We start from the raw sequence: 11,385 nt of genomic DNA on the forward strand, positions 1-11,385 counted from the left end.
GCTTCCTCGATCTATGCGCTGGTGACCAGGTCCTCTGACCGTTTCAGGATCGCACAGATCTTCCGGACGCAGGACGCGCAGTCCCCCCCTGCACCGGTCGCGTCCCGCACCTGGCGAGCCGTCCTCGCCCCGTCGGCGATGCAGTCGTGCACCTCGCTCTCGGTGACGGCGCGGCAGATGCAGACGTACATGAAGCGGCCTCTCAGGGATCTTGAGGAAGGTTAGGCATACCTAAGATAACCTACTTTGGTAAGGCTTGCCTATGTGTTCCATGGCACAGAAAGGGCGGCACTCCGCAAAGCGGAAGCGCCGCCCTTCACGCGCGCGTCAGAGCACCACGACGGAGCGCAGCACCTCCCCGCGGTGCATCTTGCCGAACGCCTCCTCGACCTGGTCGAGGCCGATGGTCTCGGTGACGAACCCCTCGAGGTCGAGCCGTCCCTGCAGGTAGAGGTCGATCAGCATGGGGAAGTCACGGCTGGGCAGGCAGTCGCCGTACCAGGAGGACTTGAGCGCGCCGCCGCGGCCGAAGACGTCGAGCAGCGGCAGTTCGATCTGCATCTCCGGCGTCGGCACGCCGACCAGCACGACGGTCCCGGCCAGGTCGCGGGCGTAGAACGCCTGCTTGTACGTCTCGGGACGGCCCACCGCCTCGATCACGACGTCGGCGCCGAACCCGCCGGTCAGCTCGCGGATCGCCTCCACCGGGTCGGTCTCCCGGGAGTTGACCGTGTGCGTGGCGCCGAAGCCGCGAGCCCAGTCGAGCTTGCGGTCGTCCACGTCCACCGCGATGATCGTGGTCGCGCCGGCGAGCTGGGCGCCCGCGATGGCCGCGTTGCCCACGCCGCCGCAGCCGATCACCGCGACCGAGTCGCCCCGGGTCACGCCGCCGGTGTTGATCGCGGCCCCGAGACCGGCCATCACGCCGCAGCCGAGCAGCCCGGCGACGGCCGGCTTGGCCGCCGGGTTGACCTTCGTGCACTGCCCGGCCGCCACCAGGGTCTTCTCCAGGAAGGCCCCGATGCCGAGCGCCGGGCTGAGCACGGTGCCGTCGGCCAGCGTCATCTTCTGCGCCGCGTTGTGGGTGGCGAAGCAGTACCACGGCCTGCCCCGCAGGCACGCGCGGCACTGCCCGCACACCGCCCGCCAGTTGAGGATCACGTAGTCGCCGGGCTCTACGTCGGTCACGCCAGGGCCGACCGCCTCGACGACGCCCGCGGCCTCGTGGCCCAGGAGGAACGGGAAGTCGTCGTTGATGCCGCCCTCGCGATAGTGGAGGTCGGTGTGGCAGACCCCGCAGGCCTGCACGTTCACGACCGCCTCGCCGGGCCCCGGGTCGGGCACGACGACCGTCTCCAGCGTCACCGCCTCACCCTTGCCGCGCGCCACCACGCCCTGGACTTCGTACGGCATGTGCTGCACCTCAACTTTCTCGGGTGGATCTCCTCAGAACATACGGCTCCACCACGCCGAGCCCGCGGGCGGGACGGCGGCGGAGTTTGACCAGGTCGACGCCGGGAGCACCGGTGAGGCCTGCGGCCAGCTCGCTGTCGGCCAGGATCGTGCCGGGCCTGGCGATGGCCGTCAGCCGGGCCGCCAGGTTGACCGTCGTGCCGAAGACGTCGCCCATCGCCGGGAGCACCGGGCCGTACGCCAGCCCGACCCGCACGTCGGGCCCCTCGGCGTCGCGTTTGAGCTCGTCGATCAAATCGAGGGCGATGAGGGCGGCGGTCCTCGGGTCGGCGGCGGTGAAGAGCACCTCGTCGCCGAGCGTCTTGACCAGCCGGCCGTCGTGCGCCGCGATCACGTCGGAGGCCCGCGACTCGAACCCCTCGACCAGGTCGGCCAGCGCCAGCTCGTCCAGCTCCCGCGACACGCGGGTGAAGGCGACGAGGTCGGCGAACCCGACCCCGAGCCTCGGCCGGGTCGGCGAGACGTCCTCGCCGGGCTCGGCGAGGGAGACCAGCCGGCTCGCGGTCGCGGCGAGCTGGGAGCGCCAGACGTGCACCAGCGTCTGCTCGAAGTCCAGCAGCAGGCGGCTGACCGTGTCCACCACCTGCCGCAGCGCGTCCTCCCCCGCCTTCGCGCCGGGCTGGATCAGCGCGTCCAGCATGATCTCGGCCTGCCACTGGGCGAGCCGCGCGGTCGTACGGCCGAGGGCCCTGGCCATGCGGATGACGGTGCGCTCGTCGAGCGTCTCCGTGTCGATCAGGTCGCGGATGCGGCGCAGGGACTCCAGGTCGGCCTCGGTGAACGCCACGGCGTCGTCGGAGAACGTGGCGAAGCCGAGGGCCCGCCAGATCCGCGCCGCCAGGTCCTGCGGGATGCCGGCCGCCTCGGCGACCTGCCTCCGGGTGTAGGCCGGTGCCTGCCCCAGGAACAGCCGCCGCATGTCGTCGGCGCCTGGCCGCCCGCTAGTGTCCACGTCCCCCTCCCCCGCGCGGCGCGCAGGCCGCGCCGCGTTCATTCCCCGTCGATGTTCCCGTCCGCGGCGTCCTCCACCAGCCGGAACAGCTCGTGCCGCACCCGCTGGATCTGGGGGATGTCGCGATAGTCGATGTCGCCCTTCTCCGAGGCCGACTCGACCCGGAGCGTGCCGCATCCGAGGATCCGCTCGATGAGCCGCTGGTCGGAGCTCACGCTGCTCACCTTGGCCAGCGGGATGTCGTCCTCCGACTTGTTCAGCACTCCGATGCTGATCGCGAAGCGGTGCGAGGTCAGCGTGTACGACGTCGTGACCCAGCGCAGGTAGGGGATGATCGTCCACAGGACCAGCGCGACGAAGGCGACGACGGCCACCGCGCCGCGGGCGTATCCCGCGTATTCGTAGTCGCCGGGGATGAAGATGAAGGCCGCGACGGCGGCGGCCAGCACGACGATGAGGGCGAGGAACGGAAGGATCAGCCGCTTCCAGTGCGGATGGAACGACAGAACGACCCGCTCGCCGTCGGCCAGATATTGATCGGGGAGACCCATGGCGCAAATCGTGACACGATCGCCGGTCGATTGCATGTGTTCGCCCGATCGCCCGGCGGCTCCGATCATTCGGAGACGGGCGGCCCGGTCTCCGGCGACCGGCGCACGTGGACGACGTCGCCCGCGCTGAGCGTGTGCTCTCCGTCCTGGGCGCGCACGACCAGGTGACCGGACGCGTCGACGCCGGTCGCCAGGCCGGTCAGCACCCGGTCGCCGGGCAGCTCGACCCTGACCTCCTGGCCCACGGTGGACGACCAGGCGAGGTAGGCGGCACGCAGGCCCGAGGTGTCCGGGTCGCCGCCGGCGACCGTCCACTCCCGGTAGTGCGACTCGATCTCCCGCAGGATCGCGCGCAGCAGCGGGTCGCGGTCGGTGCAGACGGCGTTCTCGACGGCGAGGGACGTGGCCCGCTCCACGGGCAGCTCCTCCGGCCGCAGCGAGACGTTGAGCCCCATGCCGATGACCACCATGCGGTCCACCCGCTCGGCCAGGATCCCGGCGAGCTTGCGCTCTCCCACCATGAGGTCGTTGGGCCACTTGAGCCGCACGTCGATCTCCGCGATCCGCCGTACGGCCGAGGCGGCGGCGAGGCCGACCAGCAGCGCCAGCCAGCCCTGCCGGGCGAGCGGCACCTCCGGCCGCAGCAGCATCGAGAACGTCAGCCCGGAGCGCGGCGGCGCGCTCCACGTGCGGCCCAGCCTGCCCCGCCCGGCGGACTGCACTTCCGCGACGAGCACGGCGCCCTCGGCCGGGTCGTCGCGCACGGTCCTGGCCAGGTCGGCGTTGGTGGAGCCGGTCCGCTCGACCACGCGGATGGACGACCACAGCGAGCCCGGGCGCACCAGCGCCCTGGTCAGCGCGGTCTCGGACAGCGGAGGCCGGTCGAGATCGGCGTACGGCGAGTCGGGCACGCCCCCAGGCTATCGGCCCGCGGACCCGCCCCCGCCGCGCCGTCCGTCCGCTGGAACCACGCTTGCCGGGCATCCCGGGCCCACCCGGCGGGCGACGGCCGGCCGGCGGCGTGGCAGGCTGCGTACGGGATGGATCAGCAGCCATGCCGCCAAGGAGGAAGACAGATGGAATCGGACGGCGCGGCGCGGCCCACTGCCCGTCTGGGGCCCGTCACCCGGTCACGCGTCCGGAGGGTGTCCGGATCGGCCGTACGCGACCGGCGTGACGACCTGGCCACGGAGGAACCGCTGGAGATCCGGCTGCTTGCCGGAGGCGAGAGCCGTACGGTGGCGATCACGATGCGGACGCCGGGCGCGGACTTCGAGCTCGCGGCGGGGTTCCTGCACGGCGAGGGCATCGCAGGCCCCGGCGACATCGCCGCCATCGGCTACTGCACCGACGAGGACCTGGACCCCGAGGCGCGCTACAACACCGTGACGGTGCGGCTCACCGCCACCCGGCTCCCCGACCTCGGCGCGGCGGCGCGCAACTTCCTGACGTCGAGCGCGTGCGGCGTCTGCGGCACGGCGAGCCTCGACGCCCTGCGCGACCGCTGCGCCGTGCCTGCCGCGCGCACGCCGGTCGCCGTGTCCGCCACGACCCTGTACGGCCTGCCCGACCGGCTGCGGGAGGCCCAGGGGGTGTTCGGCAGGACGGGCGGGCTGCACGCCGCCGGGCTGTTCACGCCCGACGGCACGCCGCTGGCCGTGCGGGAGGACGTGGGACGGCACAACGCCGTCGACAAGCTGGTCGGCTGGGCGATGCTCGGCGGCCGGACCCCGCTCGACCGGCACGTGCTGCTGGTCAGCGGCCGGGTCGGCTACGAGATCATGCAGAAGGCCGCGAGCGCCGGGATCCAGATCGTGTGCGCCGTGTCCGCGCCCTCCTCGCTCGCCGTCGATCTGGCGCGCGAGTTCGGCGTCACGCTCGTGGGCTTCCTGCGCGAGGAGCGCTTCAACATCTACGCCTGCCCGGATCGGATCGAGGTCGGGCGGATCGAGGCCGAGCAGGCCGAGACCGCCTGAGCCGCCTGTGCCGGTGGTCGCGGGCGTCGCCGCGCGCGACCACCGGCTCAGGCGGGCCGTCGTCAGCCCGTGTTCTGCAGGCCGGCCGCGACGCCGTTCACGCTGAGCAGCAGCAGCGTGGACAGGCGCTCGCGCTCCTCCTCCGAAAGGTCGCCCGGCGCCCGCAGCGCCGACAGCGCCCGGAGCTGGAGGTGGCTGAGCGCGTCCACGTAGGGGTCGCGGAGCTGCACGGCCCGCGACAGCACGCGCCGGTTCTCCAGCAGGCGGGCGTGGCCGGTCACTTCGAGCACCAGCCGCCTCGTCAGGTCGTACTCCTCCAGGACCTGCTCGGCGAAGTCGCTGCGGCCGCCCAGGGCCAGATAGCGGGACGCGATCGAGCGGTCGGTCTTGGCCAGCGACATCTCCGCGTTGTCGAGCATCGAGGCGAACAGCGGCCACTCCTTGTAGGCCGAGCGCAGTTCGGCCATCCCGCCGTCGGTGACCACGGCGGCCAGGCCGCTGCCCAGGCCGTACCAGCCGGGGAGGTTGACCCGCGTCTGGGCCCAGGCGAACACCCACGGGATGGCCCGCAGGTCGTCGAGCGAGCGGGGCGCGCCGAGGCCGCGCCGCGCGGGACGGGAGCCGAGCCGCAGCGAGCCGATCTCCTCAAGCGGGCTGACCAGCGCGAACCATTCGGGGAAGCCCGGTGCCTCGGTCAGCGCCCGATAGGCGCGCTCGGAGGCGCCGGCCACGGTCTCGGCCATCCGGCGGAACTTCGCCGCCGCCGCGGCCGTGCTCGACTCCACCGCCGAGGTGGACGCGAGCAGCACGGCGTTGGTGACCTGCTCGATGTGCCGCTTGGCGATCGCCGAGTGGCCGTAGCGCGCGAAGATGACCTCGCCCTGCTCGGTCACCTTGAACCGGCCGGCGACCGATCCCGGGGCCTGGGCGAGCACCGCCCGGTTGGCCGGGCCGCCGCCCCGGCCGAGCGCGCCGCCCCGGCCGTGGAAGAGCGTGAGCCTGACGTCGTTGGCCGCGGCCCAGGCGGTCAGCGCCGCCTGCGCGTCGTAAAGGCGCAGCGTGGCCGCCGCCGGGCCGAGCTCCTTGGCCGAGTCGGAGTAGCCGAGCATGACCTCCATGCGCCGCCCGTTGTCGGCGAGCCGCCGGCGTACGGGCTCCAGCTTGACCATGCCCTCCAGCACGACGGTGGAGTTGTCAAGGTCCTCACCCGACTCGAACAGCGGGACCACGTCGAGCACCGGGGCGCGGTCGCCCAGGGCGTGCCTGGCCAGCTCGTAGACGGCCGCGATGTCGTCGGCGGAGCGGGTGAACGACACGACATAGCGGGAGCAGGCGGCCACGCCGAAGCGCTCCTGGATCCACCCGATCACCCGGATCGTGGCCAGAACCTCCTCGGTGCGCTCCGACAGCGTGCCGGAGGCGATCTCCTTGAGCGCCGCCGCGTGCACCGCCGAGTGCTGGCGCACCTCCAGCTCGGCCAGGTGGAAGCCGAACGTCTCGACCTGCCAGATCAGGTGCTGCAGCTCGCCGTACGCCTGCCGTACCGCGCCGGCCCCGCGCAGGGAGTCCTGCGCGAGCCGCAGGTCGGCCAGCAGCTCGGCGGGCGCGCGGTAGGCGAGGTCGAGGTCGCGGCGGCGGGTCGCGGCGATCCTGGCCGCCACGAACATCAGCCACTGGCGGTGCGGCTCGCGCGGCGACCGGGTGGCCATCTCCGACACCAGGTCGGGGTGATCGTCCTCGGCCTGCGCGAGCGCGGACCGCAGCTCGGCGGACGGCGGCGTGTAGGCGCTGGCGAGGGTGAGCGACCTGCCGATCCGGGTGGTGGCGTTCTCCAGCGCGATCAGCACGTGCTCGGCCTGGATCTGGATGGCCTCCCTGGTCACCTTGGCGGTGACGTTGGGGTTGCCGTCGCGGTCGCCGCCGATCCAGCTTCCGTAGCGGATGTACGCCTTGGCCAGCGGCTCCCGCGTCCCCGTGCCGGGGCCGAGCGCCGCGTCGAGCGAGCGGTAGATCTGCGGCACCGTGCGGAACAGCGTCTCGTCGAACGCCGCCATCGCCGTACGAACCTCGTCGAGCGGGTCGAGCCTGGTGTGGCGGAGCTGGGCGGTCCTCCACAGGATGTCGATCTCCTCGAGCAGCCGCCGGTGGGCCTCCTCCCGCTCGGCGGCGCCGCGTCCGGGGGCGTTGTAGGCGTCGAGCTGGGCGCTGATCCGCTGGATGGCGGTGACGATCGCCCGCCGCCGCGCCTCCGTGGGGTGGGCGGTCAGCACGGGCCGGAACTCCAGCCCGTCGATCAGGTCCTGGAGCCGGTCGTCCCCCCGCAGCCGCTGCACGGCCTCCGCGAGGGACTCGCGCAGCGGCACGTCGTCCCTGTCGCGCTGCCGCAGGATGCGGATGCGGTAGTGCTCCTCGGCGAGGTTGGCGAGATGGAAGTAGCAGGTGAAGGCGCGGGCGATCTGCACGGCGCGGTCTACCGGCCATTCGGCCACCAGTGCCGCGACCTCGTCCGCCGTCGTCTCCCGGCGGCGGGCCGCGATCACGGCCTTCCTGAGCCGTTCCACGTCGGCGAGAAGCTCGGGACCGCCGTGTTCGGCGATCACCTGTCCCAGTAATCCACCCAATAGGCGCACGTCAGCGCGGAGTTCGTCCGGCATCTCCGCTACGGCGTTGTGACGTTCGGCAGGAGCGATGGCGGCCATGCTTCGAAGGCTAGCGAATCGCGCTCGGCAGCCCGAGGGCGGTCTCACCAATTGGACTAGACCACTCAAAACGCACCCCCGCGCGGAAGCAGGACAACGCCTCCGCGCGGAGACGCGGCAAGAGAGCACGGTCAGGTGGGGCGGGAGACGGCGGCGAGGAGCTCGGGGAGGCGGGCGAAGCCGACACCGGCGGCGATCCGGCGTCCCGCCCACGCGGCCGCCACGCCGTACGGCACGGCGAACACGGCCCACCAGGTCAGGCCCAACAGGACCGGCAGCACGACCGGCAGCGTGAGCACGCCGGTGACGACCATCGTGGCGAAGGAGGCCGCGAACGCCTGCCCGCCCTGCCCGGGAGCGGCGCCGCTGAAGGCGTTCAGGCGGTCGGGGTAGGTGTAGGGCGCGGTCACACTGGTGATCGCGCCGACGCCCATGGTGACGCCGAGCACGCCCCAGGCGACAGGAACGGCGGCGAGAGCCCAGGCGGCGTCGCCTCCTCCCACCACGCCGGCGAACAATGACACCGCGAGCAGCAGCGGCACCCCGATGACCGCCATGGCCAGGTGCCGCCCGGCCAGGTCGGTACGCAGGTCGCGCGGGGTGGAGAACGCCACGGCGTTCATCCACAGCGACCTGCCGTCGATGCCGAAGGAGTTGCCCGCCTGCAACCCGATCATGACGGCCGCCAGGCAGGCGGGCCCGATCACCGAACCAAGGCCGGCCTCGCCGTCCCCACCGCGCAGGGAGAGCGTGACGATCACGGTGACGCACAGCGCCATGATCCAGTTCACCCGGCCCCGGGGCTCCCGCGCGGCGTACTTCAGTTCCTTCAGGACGACCGCGCCGAGCATGCCGCCGGGCAGGAACCGGCCGATCGAGATCCGGCCCGACCTCCGGACGGAGCCGCCGCCCTGGCTGGAGGCGTCGGGCCGCACCAGCGCGTGCCGCAGCGCGGCGACCCACAGCCATCCCAGCACGACGACCGACATCGCGACGACGATCAGCTCGGCGACGCCGATGAGGCCCCCGTCGGCGATCGCGTGCGCGGCCAGCCCCGGCGGCGTCCAGCGCAGGGCGTCGCCCACCGACGCCAGCATCCGCGTGGGGTCGCCGGACAGGCCGCGGTTGACCAGCAGGTTCGGCACCTGGACGAGCAGCACCACGAAGATGGCGGCGACCGCCAGCAGATCGCGTCCCCTGCGGGTGCGCAGCAGGCCGGACAGCCCGGTGGTCACCAGGCGCGACGTGGTGAGGCAGAAGGCGAACACGAGGATCACCGCGGGCACCCCGAGCAGCACCCCGCCAGGACCGTGGGCGAGCGCGACCACGCCGCCGGACAGCGCGATCAGCGAGGCGATCGGCCACGGCCCGGTCGCCGACGCTGCCAGCATGCCGGTCGCGAGCTGCCGGGTGGTCAGCGGAAACAGGGCCAGCCGGGCCGGGTCGAGCGTCTCGTCCAGGCCGAACGCCGTCAGCGGCACGATGACCCACCCGATGGCGAAGATCGCGAACGCCGTCGCCACGAGGTCGAGGGCGATGTCGGACGGCGCGGACCGGATGAGGGACACCAGGGCGAAACCGGCGACGGCCGCGACAAGCGCGACGACCATGGAGAAGGCGAAGCCGGCCTGCCTGCCGGCGTCGCCGCGCAGGCCCCCGCGCACCAGGCTGAGCTTGAGCCGGACGAACAGCCAGGTCATGCCGGCGAGCCCAGCCACGACAGGCCCTCCTCCCCGTTGCCGCGCACGCCGACCAGATCGAGGAACGCCTCGTTGAGCGTCCGGCCCTGCCGTACGTCGTCGAGCGGGCCCTGCGCGACGACGAACCCGCGGTTCATCACCGACACCCAGTCGCACAACCGCTCGACCAGATCCATCACGTGGCTGGAGAAGACGACGGTGGAGCCCGAGGCGACATATCTGCGCAGCACCTCGGTCAGCGTGTTGGCGGAGACGGGATCGACGCCCTCGAACGGCTCGTCGAGGAACAGCACGCCCGGGTTGTGCAGCAGCGCCGCCGCGAGGCCGATCTTCTTGCGCATGCCGGTGGAGTAGTCGACCACCAGCTTGTCCTGTGCCTCGACCAGGTCCATGACCCTGAGCAGCTCGTCGGCGCGCTTTCCGACCTCGTCGATGGGGATGCCGCGCAACTGGCCGCAGTACATCAGCAGTTCGCGGCCGGACAGCCGTTCGAACAGCCGCAGGCCCTCGGGCAGCACGCCGATGCGCGCCTTGACGCTGACCGGGTCGGCCCACACGTCGTGGCCGTCGATCTCGATCCGCCCGCCGTCCGGGCGCAGCAGCCCGGTGACCATGCTCAGCGTGGTCGTCTTGCCCGCGCCGTTGGGGCCGACCAGCCCGGCGAAGCTGCCCCTCGGGACGACCAGATCGACACCGCCGACCGCCACCTGCTGCCCGAAGCGCTTGAACAATCCCTGCGTCCGTACGGCATCCGTCATGGAGCCCCCAGTCGTATAAAGCCGTCGTAAAGACGAACGAACGGCGCACGGGGCGCGTTCCTGCGGGGCATCCGTAGATCCCATTGCGCGCGACCCGGAGCGACCGCGCGATGCCGCTCTGGTTAACCTGTCGGGCATGGATTCGACGCGACCCGGAGCGGCGTTCGGGACCCGAGGGCCGCTGAGCACACGAGGAACGGTGAGCGGGCGATGAGCGCCGAACGCGTCCCCGAGATCGACATCCACACCACCGCCGGCAAGATCGCCGATCTGGAACGGCGCCGGAGCGAGGCGGCCCACGCGGGCTCCCAGCGGGCGGTGGAGAAACAGCACGCCAAGGGCAAGATGACGGCCCGCGAGCGGCTGGCGGCCTTCCTCGACGAGGGCTCCTTCGTGGAGTTCGACGAGCTGGCCAGGCACCGGGCCACCGCGTTCGGCCTCGACCGCGAGCGCCCGTACGGCGACGGGGTCGTGACCGGCTACGGCACGGTGGACGGCCGGCCGGTCGCGGTGTTCGCGCAGGACTTCACCGTCTTCGGCGGGTCGCTCGGCGAGGTCTTCGGCGAGAAGATCGTCAAGGTCATGGACCACGCGCTCAAGACCGGCTGCCCGGTCATCGGCATCAACGACTCGGGCGGGGCGCGCATCCAGGAGGGCGTGGTCTCCCTCGGCCTGTACGCCGAGATCTTCAAGCGCAACGTGCACGCCTCCGGCGTGGTCCCGCAGATCTCGCTGATCATGGGCCCGTGCGCGGGCGGCGCCGTGTATTCCCCCGCGCTGACCGACTTCGTCCTGATGGTGCAGGAGAAGTCGCACATGTTCATCACCGGGCCCGACGTCATCAAGACCGTCACCGGCGAGGAGGTGACGTTCGAGGAGCTGGGCGGCGCGCACACGCACAACTCCCGCTCCGGCGTCGCCCACTACGAGGCGTCCGACGAGCAGGACTGCCTCGACTTCGCCAAAGCGCTGCTGTCCTATCTGCCGTCCAACAACATGGACGACCCGCCCGCCTTCGACGTCGAGGCGGACCTGGAGACGACCGACGAGGACCGCGAGCTCGACACGCTGGTCCCCGACTCGGCCAACCAGCCGTACGACATGCACACGGTCATCGAGCACGTCCTCGACGACGGCGAGTTCCTGGAGATCCACGCGGGCTTCGCGCCGAACATCATCGTCGGCTTCGGCCGGGTCGAGGGGCGGTCGGTGGGCGTCGTCGCCAACCAGCCGATGAGCTTCGCCGGCACGCTCGACATCGCCGCCTCCGAGAAGG

General features: G+C 72.1%; 10 protein-coding genes. 2 read left to right on the plus strand and 8 right to left on the minus strand.

Annotation, left to right across the window (positions count from 1 at the left end):
• Positions 1 to 11: 11 nt before the first annotated feature.
• From FLV34_RS23550 to FLV34_RS23570, 5 genes are all read right to left on the minus strand, one after another.
• Positions 12 to 191: a bacterioferritin-associated ferredoxin gene (locus FLV34_RS23550; protein ID WP_142616586.1), complete on the minus strand. Its 180-nt coding sequence runs from the start codon at positions 189 to 191 to the stop codon at positions 12 to 14.
• A 136-nt stretch (positions 192 to 327) separates the two neighbouring features.
• On the minus strand, positions 328 to 1,413 hold the full coding sequence (locus FLV34_RS23555) for an S-(hydroxymethyl)mycothiol dehydrogenase (protein ID WP_142646433.1): 1,086 nt from the start codon (positions 1,411 to 1,413) through the stop codon (positions 328 to 330).
• 10 nt (positions 1,414 to 1,423) lie between these two features.
• Positions 1,424 to 2,425: an adenylate/guanylate cyclase domain-containing protein gene (locus tag FLV34_RS23560; RefSeq protein WP_261985872.1), complete on the minus strand. Its 1,002-nt coding sequence runs from the start codon at positions 2,423 to 2,425 to the stop codon at positions 1,424 to 1,426.
• 38 nt (positions 2,426 to 2,463) lie between these two features.
• Positions 2,464 to 2,976 carry a PH domain-containing protein gene (locus FLV34_RS23565; RefSeq protein WP_142646435.1) on the minus strand — a complete coding sequence of 171 codons (513 nt, stop codon included), beginning with the start codon at positions 2,974 to 2,976 and terminating at the stop codon, positions 2,464 to 2,466.
• Positions 2,977 to 3,041: 65 nt separating this feature from the next.
• Positions 3,042 to 3,887, minus strand: coding sequence for a biotin--[acetyl-CoA-carboxylase] ligase (locus tag FLV34_RS23570; protein ID WP_142646437.1), 846 nt, complete (start codon positions 3,885 to 3,887; stop codon positions 3,042 to 3,044).
• Positions 3,888 to 4,052: 165 nt separating this feature from the next.
• Between FLV34_RS23570 and fdhD the strand changes: the two genes are divergently transcribed.
• Positions 4,053 to 4,952: a formate dehydrogenase accessory sulfurtransferase FdhD gene (gene fdhD / locus FLV34_RS23575; RefSeq protein WP_205830000.1), complete on the plus strand. Its 900-nt coding sequence runs from the start codon at positions 4,053 to 4,055 to the stop codon at positions 4,950 to 4,952.
• Between the two features lie 62 nt (positions 4,953 to 5,014).
• Here the strand turns inward: fdhD and FLV34_RS23580 are convergent, their stop codons facing one another.
• The 3 genes from FLV34_RS23580 to FLV34_RS23590 form a co-directional block, all read right to left on the minus strand.
• Positions 5,015 to 7,651: a phosphoenolpyruvate carboxylase gene (locus FLV34_RS23580; protein WP_142646441.1), complete on the minus strand. Its 2,637-nt coding sequence runs from the start codon at positions 7,649 to 7,651 to the stop codon at positions 5,015 to 5,017.
• Between the two features lie 131 nt (positions 7,652 to 7,782).
• Positions 7,783 to 9,369 carry a hypothetical protein gene (locus tag FLV34_RS23585; RefSeq protein ID WP_168065732.1) on the minus strand — a complete coding sequence of 529 codons (1,587 nt, stop codon included), beginning with the start codon at positions 9,367 to 9,369 and terminating at the stop codon, positions 7,783 to 7,785.
• Positions 9,348 to 10,109 (minus strand): ABC transporter ATP-binding protein, encoded by a 762-nt coding sequence (locus tag FLV34_RS23590; protein WP_147944070.1) that lies wholly within the window; start codon positions 10,107 to 10,109, stop codon positions 9,348 to 9,350. Before FLV34_RS23590 ends, FLV34_RS23585 begins: the two co-directional genes overlap by 22 nt.
• Positions 10,110 to 10,319: 210 nt before the next feature.
• Between FLV34_RS23590 and FLV34_RS23595 the strand changes: the two genes are divergently transcribed.
• A partial coding sequence (locus FLV34_RS23595; RefSeq protein ID WP_147944071.1) for an acyl-CoA carboxylase subunit beta occupies positions 10,320 to 11,385 on the plus strand: 1,066 nt, incomplete at its 3' end.

This window comes from Microbispora sp. CSR-4 (genome assembly GCF_008033685.1).
Taxonomy (GTDB): domain Bacteria; phylum Actinomycetota; class Actinomycetes; order Streptosporangiales; family Streptosporangiaceae; genus Microbispora.